The 19,084-nt window shown below is 64.3% G+C and carries 19 protein-coding genes and 1 riboswitch; of the genes, 14 read left to right on the top strand and 5 right to left on the bottom strand.

Annotated elements, in window-relative coordinates; translation table 11 throughout:
- The first annotated feature begins 39 nt into the window (after positions 1 to 39).
- From pstS to phoB, 6 genes are all read left to right on the top strand, one after another.
- Positions 40 to 1,050 carry a phosphate ABC transporter substrate-binding protein PstS gene (pstS, locus tag Q2941_RS32675; RefSeq protein ID WP_027521520.1) on the top strand — a complete coding sequence of 337 codons (1,011 nt, stop codon included), beginning with the start codon at positions 40 to 42 and terminating at the stop codon, positions 1,048 to 1,050.
- Positions 1,051 to 1,220: 170 nt separating this feature from the next.
- Positions 1,221 to 2,210 (top strand): phosphate ABC transporter permease subunit PstC, encoded by a 990-nt coding sequence (gene pstC, locus Q2941_RS32670; RefSeq protein WP_027521519.1) that lies wholly within the window; start codon positions 1,221 to 1,223, stop codon positions 2,208 to 2,210.
- 4 nt (positions 2,211 to 2,214) lie between these two features.
- Positions 2,215 to 3,060: a phosphate ABC transporter permease PstA gene (gene pstA, locus Q2941_RS32665; protein ID WP_027521518.1), complete on the top strand. Its 846-nt coding sequence runs from the start codon at positions 2,215 to 2,217 to the stop codon at positions 3,058 to 3,060.
- Entirely contained in the window at positions 3,057 to 3,875 is an 819-nt protein-coding gene (gene pstB, locus Q2941_RS32660; RefSeq protein ID WP_027521517.1) for a phosphate ABC transporter ATP-binding protein PstB, read from the top strand. The genes pstA and pstB overlap by 4 nt, the downstream gene beginning before the upstream one ends.
- Positions 3,876 to 3,886: 11 nt before the next feature.
- On the top strand, positions 3,887 to 4,603 hold the full coding sequence (gene phoU / locus Q2941_RS32655; protein ID WP_027521516.1) for a phosphate signaling complex protein PhoU: 717 nt from the start codon (positions 3,887 to 3,889) through the stop codon (positions 4,601 to 4,603).
- Between the two features lie 14 nt (positions 4,604 to 4,617).
- Complete coding sequence (gene phoB, locus Q2941_RS32650; protein ID WP_027521515.1) at positions 4,618 to 5,325, top strand: phosphate regulon transcriptional regulator PhoB; 708 nt, start codon at positions 4,618 to 4,620, stop codon at positions 5,323 to 5,325.
- A gap of 82 nt (positions 5,326 to 5,407) precedes the next feature.
- On the opposite strand, the gene Q2941_RS32645 is transcribed toward phoB, so the two are convergent.
- Positions 5,408 to 5,920 carry a GcrA family cell cycle regulator gene (locus tag Q2941_RS32645; RefSeq protein WP_027521514.1) on the bottom strand — a complete coding sequence of 171 codons (513 nt, stop codon included), beginning with the start codon at positions 5,918 to 5,920 and terminating at the stop codon, positions 5,408 to 5,410.
- A 457-nt stretch (positions 5,921 to 6,377) separates the two neighbouring features.
- Between Q2941_RS32645 and Q2941_RS32640 the strand changes: the two genes are divergently transcribed.
- The 3 genes from Q2941_RS32640 (at position 6,378) to Q2941_RS32630 (ending at position 9,738) form a co-directional block, all read left to right on the top strand.
- Positions 6,378 to 7,586 carry an aspartate aminotransferase family protein gene (locus tag Q2941_RS32640; RefSeq protein WP_458194988.1) on the top strand — a complete coding sequence of 403 codons (1,209 nt, stop codon included), beginning with the start codon at positions 6,378 to 6,380 and terminating at the stop codon, positions 7,584 to 7,586.
- Positions 7,586 to 8,509 carry an ornithine carbamoyltransferase gene (gene argF, locus Q2941_RS32635; RefSeq protein WP_027521512.1) on the top strand — a complete coding sequence of 308 codons (924 nt, stop codon included), beginning with the start codon at positions 7,586 to 7,588 and terminating at the stop codon, positions 8,507 to 8,509. Before Q2941_RS32640 ends, argF begins: the two co-directional genes overlap by 1 nt.
- 221 nt (positions 8,510 to 8,730) lie before the next feature.
- Entirely contained in the window at positions 8,731 to 9,738 is a 1,008-nt protein-coding gene (locus tag Q2941_RS32630) for an Hsp33 family molecular chaperone (RefSeq protein ID WP_027521511.1), read from the top strand.
- A gap of 138 nt (positions 9,739 to 9,876) precedes the next feature.
- On the opposite strand, the gene apaG is transcribed toward Q2941_RS32630, so the two are convergent.
- Positions 9,877 to 10,272 (bottom strand): Co2+/Mg2+ efflux protein ApaG, encoded by a 396-nt coding sequence (apaG, locus tag Q2941_RS32625; RefSeq protein WP_027521510.1) that lies wholly within the window; start codon positions 10,270 to 10,272, stop codon positions 9,877 to 9,879.
- Positions 10,273 to 10,450: 178 nt separating this feature from the next.
- Between apaG and Q2941_RS32620 the strand changes: the two genes are divergently transcribed.
- From Q2941_RS32620 to Q2941_RS32610, 3 genes are read left to right on the top strand one after another with little or no spacing between them, the layout of a single operon-like run.
- Positions 10,451 to 11,710 carry an OpgC domain-containing protein gene (locus tag Q2941_RS32620; RefSeq protein WP_027521509.1) on the top strand — a complete coding sequence of 420 codons (1,260 nt, stop codon included), beginning with the start codon at positions 10,451 to 10,453 and terminating at the stop codon, positions 11,708 to 11,710.
- Positions 11,710 to 12,489 carry an SGNH/GDSL hydrolase family protein gene (locus Q2941_RS32615; RefSeq protein WP_027521508.1) on the top strand — a complete coding sequence of 260 codons (780 nt, stop codon included), beginning with the start codon at positions 11,710 to 11,712 and terminating at the stop codon, positions 12,487 to 12,489. The genes Q2941_RS32620 and Q2941_RS32615 overlap by 1 nt, the downstream gene beginning before the upstream one ends.
- A gap of 12 nt (positions 12,490 to 12,501) precedes the next feature.
- A complete protein-coding gene (locus Q2941_RS32610) occupies positions 12,502 to 13,509 on the top strand; it encodes an SGNH/GDSL hydrolase family protein (RefSeq protein ID WP_027521507.1) in 1,008 nt (335 codons plus the stop codon).
- A 118-nt stretch (positions 13,510 to 13,627) separates the two neighbouring features.
- Here Q2941_RS32610 and Q2941_RS32605 read toward each other — a convergent pair whose 3' ends face one another.
- Positions 13,628 to 14,824 carry an O-succinylhomoserine sulfhydrylase gene (locus Q2941_RS32605; RefSeq protein WP_458194987.1) on the bottom strand — a complete coding sequence of 399 codons (1,197 nt, stop codon included), beginning with the start codon at positions 14,822 to 14,824 and terminating at the stop codon, positions 13,628 to 13,630.
- A 70-nt stretch (positions 14,825 to 14,894) separates the two neighbouring features.
- A riboswitch (SAM riboswitch) is annotated at positions 14,895 to 14,974 on the bottom strand.
- A gap of 79 nt (positions 14,975 to 15,053) precedes the next feature.
- Here Q2941_RS32605 and Q2941_RS32600 point away from each other — a divergent pair.
- Complete coding sequence (locus tag Q2941_RS32600) at positions 15,054 to 16,190, top strand: 2'-deoxycytidine 5'-triphosphate deaminase (RefSeq protein WP_156944108.1); 1,137 nt, start codon at positions 15,054 to 15,056, stop codon at positions 16,188 to 16,190.
- Between the two features lie 339 nt (positions 16,191 to 16,529).
- On the top strand, positions 16,530 to 17,831 hold the full coding sequence (locus Q2941_RS32595) for a site-specific integrase (RefSeq protein ID WP_458194986.1): 1,302 nt from the start codon (positions 16,530 to 16,532) through the stop codon (positions 17,829 to 17,831).
- A gap of 12 nt (positions 17,832 to 17,843) precedes the next feature.
- On the opposite strand, the gene Q2941_RS32590 is transcribed toward Q2941_RS32595, so the two are convergent.
- The gene (locus tag Q2941_RS32590) at positions 17,844 to 18,230 is read right to left on the bottom strand and encodes a hypothetical protein (protein ID WP_458194985.1); all 387 of its coding nucleotides are present in this window, start codon (positions 18,228 to 18,230) and stop codon (positions 17,844 to 17,846) included.
- Positions 18,231 to 18,728: 498 nt separating this feature from the next.
- The gene (locus tag Q2941_RS32585) at positions 18,729 to 19,076 is read right to left on the bottom strand and encodes a hypothetical protein (protein WP_458194984.1); all 348 of its coding nucleotides are present in this window, start codon (positions 19,074 to 19,076) and stop codon (positions 18,729 to 18,731) included.
- Positions 19,077 to 19,084: the final 8 nt, after the last annotated feature.

Below are 19,084 nucleotides of genomic sequence, written 5' to 3'. Positions count from 1 at the left end.
GGGCGCGCATGGCGCTTCGCTCCCCCTATGGAGACCAGCATGAATTTCATCAAAACTATCGTCGCTGCTGGCCTGGTGGCCGCATCGACGTCGGCCTTCGCTGCCGATATCACCGGCGCCGGTGCGACCTTCCCGTTCCCGATCTATTCGAAGTGGGCTGACGCCTACAAGAAGGAGACCGGCAACGGTCTGAACTACCAGTCGATCGGCTCCGGCGGCGGCATCAAGCAGATCCAGGCCAAGACGGTGACCTTCGGCGCGACCGACGCTCCGCTCAAGGCAGAGCAACTCGACAAGGACGGTCTCGCGCAGTGGCCGATGGTCATGGGCGCCATCGTTCCCGTGGTCAACATCGAGGGCGTGAAGGCCGGCGAACTGGTGTTCGACGGCGAGACGCTCGCCAGCGTCTATCTCGGCAAGATCACCAAGTGGGATGATCCGGCCATCAAGAAGCTCAATCCGAACGTGAAGCTGCCCTCCGAGGCGATCACGGTCGTGCGCCGCTCCGACGGTTCGGGCACCACCTTCAACTTCACCAACTATCTCTCCAAGGCCAGCGCGGACTGGAAGAGCAAGGTCGGCGAGGGCACTGCCGTCGAATGGCCGGTCGGCGTCGGCGCCAAGGGCAACGAAGGCGTGTCCGGCAACATCAGCCAGACCAAGAACTCGATCGGCTATGTCGAGTACGCCTATGCCAAGCAGAACAAGCTGACCTACACCGGTCTCGTCAACAAGGCCGGCAAGCCGGTGCAGCCGACCGTCGAGGCGTTCCAGGCGGCCGCGTCCAACGCCGACTGGTCCAAGGCGCCCGGCTATTACGTGATCCTGACCGACCAGCCCGGCGACAAGTCCTGGCCGATCACCGCGGCGACCTTCATCCTCATGCACAAGGATGCGACCGACAAGGCGGCCTCGCAGGAAGCCATCAAGTTCTTCCGCTGGGCCTTCAAGAACGGCGGCAAGGCGGCCGAGGAGCTCGACTACATCCCGATGCCGGACAGCGTCGTCCAGCTGATCGAGAAGACCTGGGCTGCCGAGATCAAGAGCTGAGATGCTTGTGTCCCGGACGCGGTGCGGCATGAAATGCCGCGCCGCTGAGCCGGGACCATCACAACTTCGGCCCCGGATCAGCGTCGCACCGCTTCGCGCTGCGCCGCATCCGGGGCACGAGACCGACAACAGGCGCAACTAAATTGGTGCAGGGGATCGGCGTGGCAGAGATGGCCGTTCAGAGCGATATCGTCGACGACGCCGGACCATATGACCGCGCCAAGGCCTTGAGCGCGTTCAAGCTCGGCGACATGACCTTCTACTGGATCACGCGGCTCAGCGCGATCTCGGTGCTCCTGATCTTAGGGGGCATCATCCTGTCGCTGATCGTCGGCGCCTTCCCGGCGATCAGGGAATACGGCCTTTCGTTCCTGTGGACGCAGCGCTGGGCGCCCTCGGCCGATCCGCCCGTGCTCGGCGCACTCGGGCCGATGTACGGCACGCTCGTTACCTCCTTCATCGCGATGCTGATCGCCATCCCCGTTGGGCTCGGGATTGCGATCTTCCTCACCGAGCTCTGCCCGCAATGGCTGCGCCGCCCGATCGGCATGGCGGTCGAGCTGCTCGCCGGCATTCCCTCGATCATCTACGGCATGTGGGGTTTCTTTGTGCTGGGTCCGTTCCTGGCCAACACATTCCAGCCCTTCATGATCAAGCTGTTCGACGGCGTTCCCGTGCTGGGCGCGATCTTCGCCGGCCCGCCGTCCTATCTCAGCCTGTTCAACGCCTCGCTGATCCTGGCGATCATGGTGCTGCCCTTCATCACCTCGATCTCGGTCGACGTGTTCAAGACCGTGCCGCCGGTCCTGAAGGAAGCCGCCTATGGCGTCGGCTGCACCACCTGGGAGGTCGTGCGCAGCGTGGTGATCCCCTATACGCGTGTCGGCATCATCGGCGGGGTCATGCTGGCACTCGGCCGCGCGCTCGGCGAGACCATGGCGGTGACCTTCATCATCGGCAACTCCTTCCGTATCTCCTCCTCGATCTTCGCGCCGGGCACCACGATCTCAGCGGCGATCGCATCCGAGTTCGCCGAAAGCGACGGCCTGCACCAGTCCGGCCTGATCCTGCTCGGCCTCCTGCTGTTCGTACTCACGTTCTTCGTGCTGGCCGGTGCGCGGCTGATGCTGCTGCGGCTGGAACAGAAGGCGGGGAAGTGACGCCATGAACCCGATCTACGCACGCCGCCGCCGCAAGGACATCGTGATCCGCGGGCTCTGCATCGCAGCCGCCGCCTTCGGTGTGACCTGGCTCGCGCTGATCCTGATCACGCTGCTCTACAACGGCCTCACCGGTCTGAACCTTCAGCTCTTCGTCGCGGACACTCCGCCTCCGGGCTCGACCGAAGGCGGCCTGCGCAATGCCATCATCGGTTCGATCATCATGACCGTGATCGGCGTCGGCATCGGCGCGCCGCTCGGCCTGTTCGCCGGCACCTATCTCGCCGAGTACGGCCGCAACGACAAGCTGACCTCGGTGATCCGCTTCATCAACGACATCCTGCTCAGCGCGCCCTCGATCATCATCGGCCTGTTCATCTATGGCGCGGTGGTGGTGCCGATGCGCGGCTTCTCCGCGATCGCCGGCTCCCTCGCGCTGGCCGTCATCGTGATCCCGGTGGTGCTGCGCACGACCGAGGACATGCTGCTGCTGGTGCCGAACGCGCTGCGCGAAGCGGCCTCCGCGCTCGGCCTGCCGCGCTCGCTGGTGATCAAGCGGATCGCCTACCGCGCGGCGCGCTCCGGCCTCATCACCGGTGTGCTGCTCGCGACCGCCCGCGTTGCCGGTGAGACCGCGCCGCTGCTGTTCACCGCCTTGTCGAACCAGTTCTTCAGCCTCAGCCTGAACAAGACGATGGCGAATCTGCCGGTCACCATCAACAATTTCGTGCAGAGCCCCTACGCCTACTGGAAGCAGCTGGCCTGGAGCGGGGCGCTGCTGATCACCCTGACCGTGCTTGCCCTGAACATTGGCGCGCGCATTCTTGGCGCCGAGAGGACTGCAAAATGAGCGATCTGTCCGTTTCCGTAAGTTCCACCGGACGTCAGGCGTCGCCGACGCTGCCTGAGGCTCCGGCCAAGGTGACGGTGCGCAACCTCAATTTCTATTACGGCGAGCACCACGCGCTGAAGAACATCAACCTGACGCTCGGCACCAACCGCGTTACGGCGTTCATCGGTCCGTCGGGCTGCGGCAAGTCGACCCTGCTGCGCATCTTCAACCGGATGTACGATCTCTATCCGGGCCAGCGCGCCACCGGTCAGCTCATGCTCGACCAGACCAACATCCTCGACACCAAGCTCGACCTCAATCTGCTGCGCGCTCGCGTCGGCATGGTGTTCCAGAAGCCGACGCCGTTCCCGATGACGATCTACGAGAACATCGCCTTCGGCATCCGCCTCTATGAGAAGATCTCCAAGTCCGAGATGGACGACCGGGTCGAGAAGGCGCTGCGCGGCGGCGCGCTGTGGAACGAGGTCAAGGACAAGCTCAACGCCTCCGGCCTGTCGCTCTCCGGCGGCCAGCAGCAGCGTCTCTGTATCGCCCGCACCGTTGCGGTGCGTCCTGAGGTGATCCTGTTCGACGAGCCCTGCTCGGCGCTCGATCCGATCTCGACCGCCAAGGTCGAGGAGCTTATCCAGGAGCTCGCAGAGAACTACACGATCGCGATCGTCACCCACAACATGCAGCAGGCGGCGCGCGTCTCCGACAAGACCGCCTTCATGTATCTTGGCGAGTTGATCGAGTTCGACGAGACCAGCAAGATCTTCACGTCGCCCAGCGACCGGCGCACCCAGGACTACATCACCGGCCGCTTCGGCTGAGGAGACAGGAAATGGCTTCTGAACATACCGCAAAGGCCTTCGACACCGACCTCCAGGAGCTCACGCGACTCGTTGCGGAGATGGGCGGCCTTGCCGAGCGCATGATCGTCGATTCCGTCGATGCGCTGATCCGCCGTGACGTCGCGCTCGGCCAGCGCGTGGTGGCGACCGACGCCGAGATCGACGCGCTCCAGAAGAAGATCGAGGAGCGCGCCGTGCTCACGATCGCACGCCGGCAGCCGATGGCGGTCGACCTGCGCGAGATCGTCGGCGCCATGCGCGTTGCGACCGATCTGGAGCGGATCGGCGACCTCGCCAAGAACATGGGCAAGCGCGTCGCCGCGCTGGAGACTGATTTCCATCCGCTGAAGCTGTTCCGCGGCCTGGAACACATGACCGACCTCGTGCAGCAGCAGGTCAAGTCGGTGCTGGACGCCTATGCCGCGCATGACCTGCCGGCTGCGATGATGGTGTGGAAGGGCGACGAGGAGGTCGACGCGATCTGCACCTCGCTGTTCCGCGAGCTCCTCACCTACATGATGGAGGATCCGCGCAACATCTCGTTCTGCATCCATTTGATGTTCTGCGCCAAGAACATCGAGCGGATCGGCGACCATGCGACCAACATCGCCGAGACCGTCTTCTACATGATCGAAGGTCAGGCCATCGCGGACAAGCGGCCGAAGGGCGATATGACGACCTTCGCCACGACCGTGCCGAACACTTAAGGAGCGACGACGCTATGGGCGCACGCATTCTGGTTGTTGAGGACGAGGAAGCGCTGACCGAGTTGTTGCGCTACAACCTCGAAGGCGACGGCTACGATGTCGAGACGGTGATGCGCGGCGACGACGCCGACACCCGCCTCAAGGAGCACATTCCCGACCTGATCGTGCTCGACTGGATGCTGCCGGGACTGTCCGGCATCGAGCTGTGCCGCAGGCTTCGCGCCAGGCCCGAGACCAAGCAGCTGCCGATCATCATGCTCACCGCGCGCGGTGAGGAGAGCGAGCGGGTGCGCGGGCTTGCGACCGGCGCCGACGACTACATCGTCAAGCCGTTCTCGGTGCCCGAATTGCTCGCGCGCGTGAAAGGCCTGCTCCGGCGTGCAAGCCCCGAGCGGCTCGCGACCATACTCGCCTTTGGCGACATCGAGCTCGACCGCGAGAAGCGCCGCGTGGCGCGCTCCGGTCGGCCGATCGACCTCGGCCCGACCGAATATCGCCTCCTGGAGTTCTTCCTGGAGCATCCCGGCCGGGTGTTCTCGCGCGAGCAGCTGCTCGACAGCGTCTGGGGCCGCGACATCTATATCGACGAGCGCACCGTCGACGTCCACATCGGCCGCCTGCGCAAGCTGCTCAATCTCGGTCGCGAGCAGGACCCGATCCGCACCGTCCGTGGCGCCGGCTACGCGCTGGATGATCGTTTCGCGAAGGCGGAGCAGACGTAAAAAAGCGCGCCGGATGGCGTGCTGACGTTTCTCGATCAAGCGTCCCGGCCTTGCACCGGGACGTTGTCGTTTGTGGCTGAACTCAGCGCGTGCCGGGCTTGGCCGGTGCGCGGCGGCGGTCGGCGGCCGGCTGGTAGGCGACGCGCGAGTGCTGTGCGCAGTAGGGCAGGCCCGAGAGCGACTTGCCGCCGCAGAAGAAGAAATCCGGGCTCGAGGGATCGCCGACCGGCCAGTGGCAGGTCGCCTCGTTGAGCTCGAGCAGCGACAGGCGCTGGCTCATCGGAACGACATTGTCATAGGTGATCGGATCGGGCTCGACCTCGACCTCGAAGGCCTGGGCGAGGGCGGTGTTGCCGCGCGAGATCGGGCGGCTCACCCGCATCATGTGCTGCGCCGGGCGCGCCTTGCGCGGCCGGGGAGCCGCCGAGGACGGGCTCTTGGCGCGGCCGGACAGGCCCAGCCGGTGCACCTTGCCGATTACGGCGTTGCGGGTCACATTCCCGAGTTCGGCAGCGATCTGGCTGGCCGAAAGCCCGGCTTCCCAGAGCTTTTTCAATTGCTCGACGCGATCGTCGGACCAGGTCAAAACCGTCATTGCACCCTTCCCCTCGCCGCGCGCCTGCCAATCCCTTGGGGCCGCGTGGCGATGTCTAAGCCTCGAAAAACCCGTGCCGCCAGAATCCCTTAAGGCTCGCCGGGCGCGAAAACGCACCTGAACGCTACGCCGGTACATGAGGACTAAGAGGATCAGAACTGCTGCACGAGATGTCGTATCTGACAGGGGAAACGCTACAATATGGCGTGACTCCCGCGCAAGAGTCTGCGGCTCCGCGTCCACATGTTCCGTCGCTAAAAGAACTCAAAAATGCCACCGCAAGACTACGGCCGCACGCCTTGCAGGGCCTTCTGGCGGCATTGACAGCGGTTTTTCCAAGCATAAAATGGTGACACGTGCCGCCCTTAAAAGGCGGCACGTTTCGTTTTCCGGGCAGGTCAACGATGCGCTGCGCAAGGCAGTCTCGTGAGCCAGCCTCAACATTCAAGTGACCGTCATGACCAAAAGCGCCGCGACGCATTTGCTTCCCGTTTTCGCCAGGGCCGAGCTCGGCTTCGAGCGCGGCGAAGGCTGCTGGCTGGTCGCGACCAATGGCGAGCGCTATCTCGATTTCACCTCGGGTGTCGCCGTGAATGCGCTGGGCCATGCACATCCCGCTTTGGTCAAGGCCTTGCAGGAGCAGGCCACGAAGCTCTGGCACATGTCGAACCTGTTCCAGAGCCCGGACGGCGAGAAGCTGGCAGTCAGGCTCTGCAACGAGAGCTTTGCGGACTTCGTGTTCTTCTGCAATTCGGGCGCCGAGGCGATGGAATGCGTAATCAAAGTGGTGCGCCGCTATCACGCCTCCAAGGGCCATCCCGAGCGCTACCGCATGATCACTTTCGAGGGCGCCTTCCATGGCCGCACGCTGGCAACGCTCGCGGCGACCGGCTCGGCAAAATATCTCGAAGGTTTCGGCCCGCAGCTCGACGGCTTTGACCAGGTGCCGCATGGCGACCTCGAAGCCGTCAAGAAGGCGATCGGCCCACAGACTGCAGGCATCCTGATCGAGCCGATCCAGGGCGAGGGCGGCGTACGCTCGGCTCCTCCCGCCTTCTATCGCGCGCTGCGCCAGCTCTGCGACGAGCATGGTCTTCTGCTTGCCTTCGACGAGGTGCAGACCGGCATGGGCCGCACCGGCGATCTCTTTGCCCATCGCCGTCTCGGCGTGACTCCCGACGTGATGTCGCTTGCGAAGGCACTCGGCGGCGGCTTTCCGATCGGCGCGTGCCTTGCGACCGCCGAAGCCGCCTCAGGCATGACGCCTGGCTCGCACGGCTCGACCTTCGGCGGCAATCCGCTCGCCGTGTCCGCGGCGAACGCCGTGCTCGACGTCATGCTCAAGCCCGGTTTCTTCGATCACGTGCAGAAGATGTCGCTGCTGCTCAAGCAGAAGCTGGCCTCCGTGATCGACCGCCATCCCGATGTCGTCAGCGAGGTGCGCGGCGAGGGGCTTTTGATCGGCCTCAAGGCCGTCGTGCCCTCCGGCGATCTCGCCACCGCGCTGCGCAACGAAAAGCTGCTCACCGTCGGCGCCGGCGACAATGTGGTGCGCTTCCTGCCGCCTTTGATCGTCACCGAGGCGGAGATCGAGGAGGGCGTCGCGCGGCTCGAGCGCGCCTGCACGGCGATCGAATCAAATCTCAAGGCACGGGCGGCAGGCTGATGAGCAAGACGCCCAAGCACTTCCTGGACATCAACGAGCTGCCGCTGTCGGAGCTCAAGAGCATGCTCGCCGCTTCCTCCGCCATGAAGGCGAAGCAGAAGGCGCATCAGCCGGTCAAGCCGCTCGAAGGCAAGACGCTGGCGATGATCTTCGAGCGTCCGTCGACGCGGACGCGGGTGTCGTTCGATGTCGCCATGCGCCAGCTCGGCGGCGAGCCCATCATGCTCACCGGCGCCGAGATGCAGCTCGGCCGCGGCGAGACCATCGCCGACACCGCGCGCGTGCTGTCGCGCTATGTCGATGCCATCATGATCCGCATCCTCAATCACGATGCGCTGCTCGAGCTCGCGGCGAATGCGACCGTGCCCGTCATCAACGGGCTGACGCGGCGTTCGCATCCCTGCCAGGTGATGGCCGACCTCATGACCTATGAGGAGCATCGGGGGCCGATCGAAGGAAAGACGGTGGCCTGGACCGGCGACGACAACAACGTTCTCGCCTCCTGGGCGCATGCCGCCGAGCGCTTCAAGTTCAACCTCAATGTCGCGACCCCGCCGGAGCTCGCGCCGAAAAAGGCCATGCGCGACTGGGTGAAGGCGACGGGCGCTCCGATCATGCTGGGTACCGATCCGGAAGCCGCGGTGCGCGGCGCCGATTGCGTCGTCACCGATACCTGGGTCTCGATGGGCGACAAGGAAGGCGAGCGCCGCCACAACGTGCTCAAGCCCTACCAAGTCAACGCCAAGCTGATGTCGCTCGCCAAGCCCGATGCGCTGTTCATGCACTGCCTGCCCGCCCATCGCGGCGAGGAGGTTACCGACGAGGTGATCGACGGCCCGCAATCCGTCGTGTTCGACGAGGCCGAAAACCGCCTGCACGCGCAGAAGGGCATTTTGGCCTGGTGCTTTGACGCGGTGAAGTAGGTTTGGATCGTCGTCCTGGCGGACGACAGTGCCGTGGCGATGGCGGCGTGGCGCTGCTTTCGCCCTAACGTTGGTCGTCGTCTCGGACAAGCGCAGCGAAGCGGAGCGCAGATCGGGGACGACACCGAATATGGTGTGCTGTGTACGATCCATTCTGCATCCGAAACGGAGCGTCTCGTCACCCCTTCCATTTCACCTCCTCCGACCCCAGATAGAGCGCCATGGTCTCCCAATCCCCTGACATCAAAGCCGGGCCCGAAAGCCCGGTTCGCGCGCCGTCTTCCGTTCCCGTCGACGATGCCGTGCTGCCCTTCGAGGTCGATGCGCTCGACGTGCGCGGGCGCTTGACCCGGCTCGGGCCCACGCTCGACGATATCCTCACCAAGCACGATTATCCCGCGCCGGTCGGCAAGCTGCTTGGCGAGGCCATCGTGCTGACGACGCTGCTCGGCTCGGCGGTGAAATTCGAAGGTCGCTTCATTCTTCAGGCGCAGACTGACGGCCCGGTGTCATTCCTGGTGGTCGACTTCAAGGCACCCGACCGCCTGCGCGCCTATGCCCGCTACGACGCCTCGCGGCTCGGCGAGGCGAAGGACTCCGGCTCGCTGCTCGGTCGCGGCCATCTCGCCATGACCATCGACCAGGGCGCGGATATGAGCCGCTACCAGGGCCTCGTCGCGCTCGACGGCGGCAGCCTGGAAGACGCCGCGCATGAGTACTTCCTGCGCTCGGAGCAGATCCCGACCCAGGTGCGCCTCGCCGTCGGCGAGGAATGGCGCTCGAGCGACGGCGGCAAGCACCGCTGGCGCGCCGGTGGTCTCTTGATGCAGTTCTTGCCGAAGGCGCCGGAGCGCGCGCGACAGGCCGACCTGCATCCCGGTGACGCGCCCGAAGGCACCACGCCGCATACCGTCGCCGAGGACGATGCCTGGGTCGAGGCGCGCTCGCTGATCGGCACGGCCGAGGACGTCGAGCTGATCGATCCCGATCTCTCCGGCGAGCGGCTGTTGTACCGCCTCTTCCACGAGCGCGGCGTGCGCGTGTTCAAGCCGCACGGTCTGAAGGCGGAATGTTCCTGCTCGCGCGATGCGGTGGCAGCGATGCTGAAGAGCTTTTCGCCGGATGATCGTGCCGCGATGGTCAAGGACGACAAGGTCGTCGTGACCTGCGAGTTCTGCAGCTCGGTGTATCAATTCACGCCGCACGAGGCGGGCGTGGAAAACGCGTAGCCAAGCGCTCGGAAATCGTAGGTGGGCAAAGCGAAGCGTGCCCATCAACTTCTGTCGCATGATTGGAGAGATGGTGGGCACGCTTCGCTTTGCCCACCCTACGGCAGCTACAGTCGCGATACCGCAGCTCGCCGCCCCTCAATTCAACACCCGCTTGCCGCCGTCCGGGCTGTCCAGCGAGAACGTCGGCACGTCGATCTCAAATCGCTCGCCGCTTTCGTTGACCATCTGGTAGCGGCCGGTCATGAAGCCCGAGGCGGTCGAGAGCGGGACGCCGGAGGTGTATTCGTAGCGCTCGCCGGGCGCGAGGATCGGCTGCTCGCCGATCACGCCTTCGCCTTTAACCTCCTGCTGCCGCCCCGTCGCGTCGGTGATGATCCAGTGCCGCGTCTTGAGCTGCACGGTCTCGTCGCCGGAATTGGTGATCACGATGGTGTAGGACCAGAAGTAGCGCGAGCGCTCGGCCGACGACTGCTCCGGGACAAAGTTCGGCTCGACGGTCACTTCGATCTGGCGGGTCACGGCACGGTACATGGCTGCCATCATAACGAAAAGCTTGCCGGGAACCAATCGTGGCTCGCGGCGTCAGCGACATCGTGCCGCCCGAATTGGCACCGTAGTTACACCCCAATGTGATCCGATCGCTTTGCGAGCAGGCCACCGGCCCGGTACACTCCTCAAACGCTGCGATTTGCGCAAGGGTTTTGGCCCGATGACCATTGCCGACCAAGTGACGGGATCACCGGTCGCCGGAACCGCGGATGCCAAGTCCACCGTGGAGGCGAAGCCGCGCGCGGCGGCGCCCGCCATCACGCTGCCCGTCATCGGCGAGCGCGAGCTTCGCCTCGACCTTTTCCGCGGGCTGGCGTTGTGGCTGATCTTCATCGACCACTTGCCGCCAAATCTGCTGACCTGGTTCACCATCCGCAACTACGGCTTCAGCGACGCCACCGAGATCTTCATCTTCATCTCCGGCTACACCGCGGCCTTCGTCTACGGCCGCGCGATGCTGGACTCAGGCGTCGTCATCGCCACGGCGCGGATCCTGCGTCGGGTTTGGCAGATCTATGTCGCCCACGTCTTCCTGTTCACGATCTTCCTCGCGGAAATCTCCTATGTCGCGACCAGCTTCGAGAACCCGCTCTACACGGAAGAGATGGGCATCATGGATTTCCTCAAGCAGCCCGACGTCACCATCGTGCAGGCGCTGCTGCTGCGCTTCCGGCCCGTCAACATGGACGTGCTGCCGCTCTACATCGTGTTGATGCTGGCGCTGCCGCTGATCCTCTGGCTGATGAAATGGAAGCCGGATCTCACGCTCGGCCTGTCGGTCGTGCTCTACGTGGTGACTTGGGAGTTCGATCTCTATTTTTCGGCCTATCCGAACGGCTTCTGGGCGTTCAACCCGCTGGCCTGGCAATTGCTGTTCGTGTTCGGTGCCTGGTGTGCGCTCGGAGGTGCACGGCGCATGTCACGGATCCTGGCATCACCCGTGACGATGTGGATCTCGATCGCCTATCTGGCCGCGGCGTTCTACGTGACGTTGACCTGGTACGTGCCGCAGCTCTCCCACTTCATGCCGAAGCGGATCGAGCAGTGGATGTATCCGATCGACAAGACCGATCTGGACGTGCTGCGCTTCACGCATTTCCTGGCGCTGGCCGCGCTCACCGTGCGCTTCCTGCCGCGGGACTGGCCGGGCCTGAAATCGCCTCTCCTGAGGCCGTTGATCCTCTGCGGCCAGCATTCGCTGGAGATCTTCTGCCTCGGCGTGTTCCTGGCCTTTGCCGGCCATTTCATCCTGGCCGAGGTGTCCGGTGGCCCGGGCATGCATGCGCTGATTAGTCTCTGCGGAATCCTGATCATGTGGGCCATGGCCTGGGTGATTTCGTGGTACAAGCAGGTGGCTGACAAGAGCGGTTCGAAAACCAAAAACGCCGTCGGCAACGCCGATCTGGCGGGAGGGGGCTGATGAAGGCGAAGGTTCTCCGGAGCCTGATCCTGCTATGCGGTGTGCTCGCCGCGCCTTCCGCGCGCGCCGAGGATAATGCTGCGCCTCAAGCTCCCGCAGGGCCTGCGGCCTGCGAGGTGCCGTCCTATCTGCTCGCCACCGAAAGCCAGCTCCCGAAGGTCGCCGAGGCCGTGAAGAGCGAAAAGCCGCTCGAAATCCTGGTCGTCGGCAGCCGGTCGACCACCATCCCGTCGTCGGAAGAGAGCTCCTATCCGGCCCGGCTGCAGGCGATCCTGAAGGAGAAGCTGCCGTCGGAACCGGTGCACGTCTCCGTAGAACTACAGAGCAAGAAGACCGCAGAAGAGGCCGCATCCACCTTCGTTAAGCTTATGGAAGCGAAAAGGCCTACTTTGGTCATCTGGCAGACCGGGACCGTGGATGCTATCCGATCCATCGATCCCGATGAGTTCCGCGGTGCCGTCACGGATGGCGTTACTGCGCTGCAAAACGCTGGGGCCGACGTTATATTGATGAACTTGCAGTATAGCCCGCGGACCGAAACCATGATCTCGGTGCCGCCCTACCTAGATAATATGCGCGTGGTCGCGCAGGAGCATGATATTCCGCTGTTCGACCGTTTCGCGATCATGCGTCAATGGAATGATCAGGGGCAGTTCGACCTGTTCAATTCGTCGCGTGGACCGGAGTTGGCGAAACAGGTCCATGATTGCCTTGGCCGGGCGCTGGCGCAGTTCGTCGTCGATGCCGCCCATCTGGGTCCGGCCCAGCAGCAAAATTGAGGTTCAGCGTAAATGAGTTCTTTCCGCCCTTTTGGCCTGACGGCATGGCTGGCTGCGCCCATAGCGGCCGCGCTGCTGATGCCTGTGGCGCTGTCACCCGCCCACGCGCAGGCCGTGGCGGTCGCGCCGACGGCCCCACAGGCCGCTGGTCCGGCGCCCGCACCGCAGATCACGACCCCCGCGACCAGCCAGCAAGACTTTCCCGAGCAGCGCGGCCTCACCGCGCGGGCCATTGACAGGGTCAAGCAGGTCGCCAAATCCGCCGGCGACATCTTTAGCCGCGTGCCGTGCCTGCCGCCCAAGGGCAGCGCGAACAAGGGCAGCGCGAAATCGATGGGCTCGCTGCCGCATGTCGCGGGCAAGCTGGTCGCCGGCAAGCCGGTCGTGATCGTCGCGTTCGGATCGTCGTCGACGGCGGGCTTCGGTGCGAGCTCGCCCGATTTCAACTATCCGAACCGCCTCGCCGGACAGCTTCGCCGGCAATATCCGACTGCCGACATCACCGTCATCAACGCCGGTGTCGGCGGCGAGGACGCGCCCGAGATGATGAAGCGCCTCCAGAAGGAGGTGATCGACGTGCATCCGGACCTCGTGATCTGGCAGGTCGGCACCAATGCGGTGCTGCGCAACCTCGATCCGGGCGACACCGCAAAGCTCGTCGAGGACGGCATCACGCGCATCCAGGCGGCCGGCGATGCCGACATCGTGCTGGTCGATCCGCAATATTCGCCGCGCGTCACCGAGCGCCCCGAGAGCGCCGGCAAGATGGTGAAGCTGCTCGGCCGTGTCGCCGAGCTCCGCCACGTCGGGATCTTCCCGCGCTTCGAGGTGATGCGCGACTGGCACGAGAAGCAGGCCATTCCGGTCGAGAGTTTCGTGATCTCCGACGGCCTGCACATGAATGATTGGGGCTACGCCTGCTTCGCGCAGCTCCTCGGCGACGACATCATCCGCTCCGTCGGCCAGATCAAGTTAGGGGTCAACGTGCCTGCCGACGTGCGGACGTATAGGCCGATGTAGCTGCCGTAGGGTGGGCAAAGGCGCGTTAGCGCCGTGCCCACCACTTTATCTAACTCAAACGTCGGCAGAAGTGGTGGGCACGCTTCGCTTTGCCCACCCTACGATTTCGAGTGCGTGGTTACGCCTTCTCCAGCGCCGCGGTGAGATCCTCGATCAGATCATCGGCATGCTCGAGCCCCACGGAGAAGCGTATAAAGCCCTCGCTGATGCCGAGCGCAGCGCGGTCTTCCGGCTTCAGGCGCTGATGCGTCGTGGTCGCCGGATGCGTCACCAGACTCTTGGCGTCGCCGAGATTGTTCGAAATCTTCGCCAGCTTAAGCGCATTGAGCACGCGGAATGCCGCCTGCTTGCCGCCCTTGACCTCGAAGCCGACCAGCGTCGAGCCGCCGCGCATCTGCTTCTTCACCAGCGCCGCCTGCGGATGATCGGCGCGGCCGGGATAGACCAGCCGCGAGATCTTTGGATGGCTCGCGAGCACCTCGGCAACGCGGGCCGCGGTGTCGGTCTGCGCACGCACGCGCACGCCGAGCGTCTCCAGCCCCTTGAGCAAAACCCAGGCGTTGAACGGCGAGATCGACGGCCCGGTCTGGCGCATGAAATTGTGGATGTGCTCGGCGATGAAGGCTTCCGACGACAGGATGACGCCCCCCAGGCACCGACCCTGGCCGTCGATATGCTTGGTCGCGGAATAGACCACGACATCGGCACCGAGCGCGAGCGGGCTCTGCCAGATCGGGGTGGCGAACACGTTGTCGACAACGAGCCGTGCGCCGCCCTTGTGCGCGATCTCGGCGATGGCCGGGATGTCGAGCACGTCGAGCGTCGGATTGGTCGGGCTCTCCAGGAAGAACGTCTTGGTGTTCGGCTTGACCGCGCGCTGCCACTGGTCGAGATCCAGACCATCGACCAGCGTGGTCTCGATGCCGTAGCGCGGCAACAGATCCTGCACCACGTAGAGGCACGAGCCGAACAGCGCCTTTGATGCCACCACGTGATCGCCAGACTTCAAGGGCGCCAGGATCGCGGTTGTCACCGCGGCCATGCCGGTCGCTGCCGAGCGGGCGGCTTCGGCGCCTTCGAGCTCGATCATGCGCTGCTCGAACATCGCGATCGTCGGGTTGGAATAGCGCGAATAGATGAAGCCGGGATCTTCGCCCTTGAACCGCGCCTCGCATTCCTCGGCGCTCGCGTAGACGTAGCCCTGGGTCAGGAACAACGCCTCGGACGTCTCGCCATATTGCGAGCGCAGGGTGCCGGAATGGACCAGGCGGGTTTCGGGACGGTATTGCGCGGCGGACGCCGGGGACTTCGACATAGGACCTCCAACGTGACCACTTGCAAATGGTCACAAAAAAAACCGGCCTGGATATCTCCACTGGCCGGGATCACAGAGGTCCCCGGCCTGTTTAGCGATTTATTTAACGTGGCTGCAAGCCGGCCGGCTCAAATCACCACGGGATAAGTCATGCTCATATTCCGCCATGCCCTTTTCGTCAAGGCATCCATCGGATAGCGGTAAAAGGTTCGTTTTTCCGCATTTTTGGATGCGTTTGACCCGAGATGAGGACCACCGGTTGACGTTCACGGTCGCCGCCGACGCCAATGGTATTCTGCCCGACCGCATGATCGCGGCGATGGCGGATGACGGGCTCATCCTGCCCGCCTACGACTTCGTCGAAAGCCAGATCCAGCCGGCGAGCCTCGATTTGCGTCTCGGCGATATCGCCTACCGCGTCCGCGCGAGCTTCCTGCCCGGGCCGGGCGCGACCGTCGCCGAGCGCATCGATGAGCTGAAGCTGCATGAGTTCAGCCTTGCCGACGGCGCGGTGCTGGAGACCAATTGCGTCTACATCGTGCCGCTGCTAGAGAGCCTCGCGCTGCCGCCGGAGATCGTCGCGGCCGCCAATCCGAAGAGCTCGACCGGCCGGCTCGACGTCTTTACCCGCGTGATCGCCGACGGCACCCGCCGCTTCGACATGATCGGCGCGGGCTATCATGGCCCGCTCTATGCCGAGATCAGCCCAAAAACGTTTCCGGTGCTGGTGAGCGAAGGCTCGCGGCTATCGCAGGTGCGCTTCCGCACCGGCGATGCCATCCTCAACATTGACCAGCTCGAGGCGCTGCATGCGACCGAGCGTCTCGTCGATATCGACGAGGCCGATCTCACCGGCGGTGTCGCCGTCTCTGTCGATCTCTCCGGCGAGAAGGGCGGCGGCTTCGTCGGCTATCGCGCCAAACGACACACCGGCGTCGTCGACGTCGATCGCCGCGCCGGCTACGCGGTCGAGGATTTCTGGGAGCCGATCTCGGCGCGTCCCGACGGCAGCCTCATTCTCGATCCCGGCGAGTTCTACATCCTCGCCTCCAAGGAAGCCGTGCAGGTGCCGCCGGACTACGCCGCGGAGATGGTGCCGTTCGATCCTCTGGTCGGCGAATTCCGCGTGCACTATGCCGGCTTCTTCGATCCCGGCTTCGGCTATGCCGGTGCGGGCGGGCAAGGCGCGCGCGCGGTACTCGAGGTGCGCTCGCGCGAAGTGCCCTTCATCCTCGAGCACGGCCAGATCGTCGGCCGCCTCGTCTACGAGAAGATGCTGGCGCGGCCCGACGCAATGTACGGCCAGCGCATCGGCTCGAACTACCAGGCGCAGGGCCTGAAGCTGAGCAAGCATTTCCGGGTGTAGCCGCATCCTCCGATGTCATGCCCCGGCTTGATCGGGGCACCACTACGCCGCGGCCCATTGTTCAGGCTCGACCGCCTCTGGAATACCGGATCGCCCGATCGAGGTCGGGCGATGACACCGAATGTGCGTCAGGTTGCGAAGCGAAATCCGGGAACTCTCGCCACCAAAAAGATCCCGGATTGCGCTGCGCTCCATCCGGGCTACGTTTGCCCCATCGAGATACCGATTTGACCGGTGTAAGCGACTGATATCACTTATAGAATGTCGTTGAATGTCGGTCTCTGTCGGTGTATGTCTGAAGATGTTTTAGGACTTTTAGGACCTCGAAGGGGTATCACCGTGTCGCGCAAGCCAAGGCAGAAGGCAGCCAAGACCACCAGTACGCAACTGCAGTCGCCGACCGCACGCCTGAAGCTGGCGGCGCAGCCGCGTGCCTATTTCATCAAGATCGCGGACGGGGCATGGCTCGGCTATCGCAAGCCGCTCAGCGGTGCCGGTTCATGGGTGGTCCGCTCCGGCGGCAGCGACGGTAAGGGCTGGGAGAAAACGCTCTGGCAGGCCGATGACAACAGCCTGAAGGCGGACGGCGAGAAGGTTCTCAACTTCTGGCAGGCGAAGAACAAGGCGCAGCAGATGACCGGGCGCAAGCCCGGCACGGATACGTTGCCTGTGGCTGATGGCGCGCCGATCACGCTCGACGACGCAACGAAGATACACGAGGCGGACCTGCTGCGACGCGGCTCGAACGTCTACAATTCGCGCCGCGCACGCTGTCACCTGACCGAAGCGCAGTTGTCGAAGCCGGTCGCGGTGTTCACCGAGGACGAGTTGACGATCTGGCGCGATGGGCTCTTGAAGAAGGGTCTCGCACCATCGAGCGTGAACCGCACCATCAGCACGGTCAGGACCGCGTTGACGCTGGCGGACAAGAGCCGTGCTCACATCTGGCGCTCGGCGCTGAAGGCGCTGCCGGGCGCGGTGGAGGCGAACAACGTCATCATTGAGGACGAAGCCAAGGCGCAAGCGTGGGTCGCCGAGACCTATCGGCTCGATCATCAGTTCGGCCTGCTCACACATACCATCGCCGAGAGTGGTGCGCGGCCCTCACAGCCGGTGCGCTTGCGCATCCGCGACCTGATCACCACCGACCCGAAATCGCCGAGGCTGATGATGCCGCGAAGCGGAAAAGGTGGCACTCGGCATCCGGGACAACGCAAGCTGGAGCGCTATCCGGTGGCGATCTCGCCGGAGCTGGCGAAGCTGTTGAAGGCGGCGGCGAAGGGCCGGCCGAGCCACGCGCCGCTACTGGTGCGCCAGAACGGGCAGGCATGGGACGAAGGCAACCCAAATCCGTATGACCGCTACAAGGACATGCTGAAGCTCGTCCTGCAGGCCATCGACCTCGATCCGCAGGTCTACGGCATGTACGCCTTCAGGCACACGAGCATCACCCGGATGCTGCTCAAGGGCACGCCAACATCGGTTGTCGCCAAGGCGCACGACACCAGCGAGGCGGAAATCCGCAAGCACTACGCCGCCAGCATTCTCGACCACAGCGACGCTCTGACACGCTCCACCCTGCCGTCATTCGGACCTGCCAAGCCGGCCGCCAGCAACGTGGTGCCGATGACGAAGCGCTGATCCGATCAGGCTTCACCGCGCGCGAAGCGCCCGCCGTAAGGGCTGGTGCGGGCCTCGAATCGGATGCGCGCTCGGGTGAACGGTCGGAGCCGTTGTTGCTGGTGCCGGCCTCGGGACTCGCTTCGCCAGCAGCGCCTCGATGTCGTCGATGTCGCGCGGCTGGAGCCGGCGCAATTTGCCGAGCTTTCGCCGCGCCTGCGACCAGAACGCCTCCTGCGCATGGGCCTCGCCGACGCGGTCCTCGTCGATCGCAGCGAGCCGACCGATGATCCGCATCTGCGGTTTGCCATCGAGCAATGTCCTTTCGAGCAGGATACATTCGACGATCCACGGCGCGTTCTCCGGTCGGTGCCGCCATTCGAGATGCCGGCGATTCCAGACGACGTCGAAGGTCCCCATGGTCGGCGCTCCTCTCATGCAAAAGGTTGTCGCCACGACAACCTTTTCGTTACGGCGGTTTAGATCGGCAGCGGAGGCCGCTGAGGCGGCTGGCAGGTCGGCGGGTGTTCGGAGCGGCCGGGCGGATTTAGCGCATGGGCGAGGCCGGCTCGCAAGGTGGTGGTGGAATTTTCGATGGATGTCGCGCGGATGGTAGACGTAGACGTCCACGTCGATACGATGCCGCGCAGGAGCGCGGCGAAGTGGCGACGCGAAAAGTTGATTGTACAATCGAGTTTCAGGTCGGCGCGCATCGTTTCCCGCGATTCCACGGGAAACCAAAAACGTCTCGCGATACCGCGAGACAAATACGGCAATTTGTCCCACGGCACCGTGGGACAAATGCGGCACCTGAATTGTGTCGTGACACCACGACACAAATCGCAATTGTCCCGTGGTGCGGTGGCGGCAACAGCGCCGCCTACCTGCTGCTGCGGCTGGCGCGGCTTCTCAAACTTCTCACTTTGAGATTCTTGTGAGCGATTGTCGTTGATCGAGCGCGGCCAGCAGGAGCTGGCGGTCGCGCTGCATCAGCGGCCAATCGATGGCCATCTGGTAGCCGGGGCCGTAAGGACACTCGCAGTCGAGCATGGGATCAGCCGGCGAACCGCAGGCAAAGGCCCAATGCTCGCCGAAGGTCTTGCGCATCAAGGTGTCGAGCCTGTACTCGACGTCGCGCAGCTCGGCGCGCATCGCCTCGGTCGCGTCGTGCTTGTTCGCGCCCTGCTTGAGCAGCTCGATGTTGCGATCGAACAGGACCATGATCTCGTCGGTGATCTCGCCGCCCCGGACGGGTGGTCGTGGCATGGATCAGT

The sequence above is a fragment of the Bradyrhizobium sp. UFLA05-153 genome, from assembly GCF_054185185.1.
Note: the sequence above shows the minus strand (reverse complement) of the source record. Positions and strands in the feature narration are given on the sequence as shown.

What these genes read in the sequence shown, in the direction of transcription:
- pstS (WP_027521520.1), top strand. Translation starts at nt 40, where the DNA reads ATGAATTTCATCAAAACTATCGTCGCTGCTGGCCTGGTGGCCGCATCG.
- pstC (WP_027521519.1), top strand. Translation starts at nt 1,221, where the DNA reads ATGGCCGTTCAGAGCGATATCGTCGACGACGCCGGACCATATGACCGC.
- pstA (WP_027521518.1), top strand. Translation starts at nt 2,215, where the DNA reads ATGAACCCGATCTACGCACGCCGCCGCCGCAAGGACATCGTGATCCGC.
- pstB (WP_027521517.1), top strand. Translation starts at nt 3,057, where the DNA reads ATGAGCGATCTGTCCGTTTCCGTAAGTTCCACCGGACGTCAGGCGTCG.
- phoU (WP_027521516.1), top strand. Translation starts at nt 3,887, where the DNA reads ATGGCTTCTGAACATACCGCAAAGGCCTTCGACACCGACCTCCAGGAG.
- phoB (WP_027521515.1), top strand. Translation starts at nt 4,618, where the DNA reads ATGGGCGCACGCATTCTGGTTGTTGAGGACGAGGAAGCGCTGACCGAG.
- Q2941_RS32645 (WP_027521514.1), bottom strand. Translation starts at nt 5,920, where the DNA reads ATGACGGTTTTGACCTGGTCCGACGATCGCGTCGAGCAATTGAAAAAG.
- Q2941_RS32640 (WP_458194988.1), top strand. Translation starts at nt 6,378, where the DNA reads ATGACCAAAAGCGCCGCGACGCATTTGCTTCCCGTTTTCGCCAGGGCC.
- argF (WP_027521512.1), top strand. Translation starts at nt 7,586, where the DNA reads ATGAGCAAGACGCCCAAGCACTTCCTGGACATCAACGAGCTGCCGCTG.
- Q2941_RS32630 (WP_027521511.1), top strand. Translation starts at nt 8,731, where the DNA reads ATGGTCTCCCAATCCCCTGACATCAAAGCCGGGCCCGAAAGCCCGGTT.
- apaG (WP_027521510.1), bottom strand. Translation starts at nt 10,272, where the DNA reads ATGTACCGTGCCGTGACCCGCCAGATCGAAGTGACCGTCGAGCCGAAC.
- Q2941_RS32620 (WP_027521509.1), top strand. Translation starts at nt 10,451, where the DNA reads ATGACCATTGCCGACCAAGTGACGGGATCACCGGTCGCCGGAACCGCG.
- Q2941_RS32615 (WP_027521508.1), top strand. Translation starts at nt 11,710, where the DNA reads ATGAAGGCGAAGGTTCTCCGGAGCCTGATCCTGCTATGCGGTGTGCTC.
- Q2941_RS32610 (WP_027521507.1), top strand. Translation starts at nt 12,502, where the DNA reads ATGAGTTCTTTCCGCCCTTTTGGCCTGACGGCATGGCTGGCTGCGCCC.
- Q2941_RS32605 (WP_458194987.1), bottom strand. Translation starts at nt 14,824, where the DNA reads ATGTCGAAGTCCCCGGCGTCCGCCGCGCAATACCGTCCCGAAACCCGC.
- Q2941_RS32600 (WP_156944108.1), top strand. Translation starts at nt 15,054, where the DNA reads ATGCGTTTGACCCGAGATGAGGACCACCGGTTGACGTTCACGGTCGCC.
- Q2941_RS32590 (WP_458194985.1), bottom strand. Translation starts at nt 18,230, where the DNA reads ATGGGGACCTTCGACGTCGTCTGGAATCGCCGGCATCTCGAATGGCGG.
- Q2941_RS32585 (WP_458194984.1), bottom strand. Translation starts at nt 19,076, where the DNA reads ATGCCACGACCACCCGTCCGGGGCGGCGAGATCACCGACGAGATCATG.